Below are 754 nucleotides of genomic sequence, written 5' to 3' on the forward strand. Positions count from 1 at the left end.
TACACAAAAAAATTACATTATGAGTGATTACGGATATTCAAAAAATTTTAAAATAAATTTGTAAATCCGGAAGCTCGACTAGACTGGAGTTTCAATATCTTCCATCTTAATTCTATATAATAGGTGAGATATTTAACCCTAATTTGCTGAGCATTTGTTTTGGAAAAATGAATTTTGGAACTTTGTAAAATTCTATTTATTGAATAATTGATTGTTTGCCAGTGCGACAAGTTTTAATGTTATCTAGCAATAGTTTTGGATATCAATTGTAAAGCTTTTTTCGGATCAAGTCCAAAAGTTGTGGGATTTTAGTATTTTGCAAAAATTGTTGTTAGTCAAAATAGAAAAAAAATCCATGTTCCTCATTGCCCTGAACTGCCCTAAATGCTTTTTATTTTTTGCATTAAAAGATTCTGCCGAAGCGTTTGTGATCCGGTTATCAAGGTAGTTTAGTATGTTCATATAATTTATTAACATTGTTCTTGTGTATTGAAGCAGCTAAAAGCTGCCTTACTTTTTCATCCCATTTGCCAATCGTAATAGGGCCGAGGTTTTTTCTTTTGTATTGTCAAATATATCCAGGATTGGTTTTGGCATAATTTGTAGTGCCTTTTTTAAATCCGGGTAGCGTTCAAAAAATATTCTGGCTCTTTCTGATTGGTTTTTCCGTCCATTTACCTCCTTGATTTATAAAATAAGTACCTGCTCCTGGCCCATAGTTGTTTTAGGGTATCTCGATTATGGAGCAGCTCTG

At 32.4% G+C, this 754-nt stretch carries 1 protein-coding gene; it reads right to left on the reverse strand.

Annotation, left to right across the window (positions count from 1 at the left end):
* Nucleotides 1-285 precede the first annotated feature (285 nt).
* Entirely contained in the window at nt 286-477 is a 192-nt protein-coding gene (locus RM529_RS18220; RefSeq protein WP_432264553.1) for a hypothetical protein, read from the reverse strand.
* Nucleotides 478-754: the final 277 nt, after the last annotated feature.

This window comes from Autumnicola edwardsiae (assembly GCF_031846505.1).
In the GTDB taxonomy this organism is placed as follows: Bacteria; Bacteroidota; Bacteroidia; order Flavobacteriales; family Flavobacteriaceae; genus Autumnicola; species Autumnicola edwardsiae.

What these genes read in the sequence shown, in the direction of transcription:
- RM529_RS18220 (WP_432264553.1), bottom strand. Translation starts at nt 477, where the DNA reads ATGTTAATAAATTATATGAACATACTAAACTACCTTGATAACCGGATC.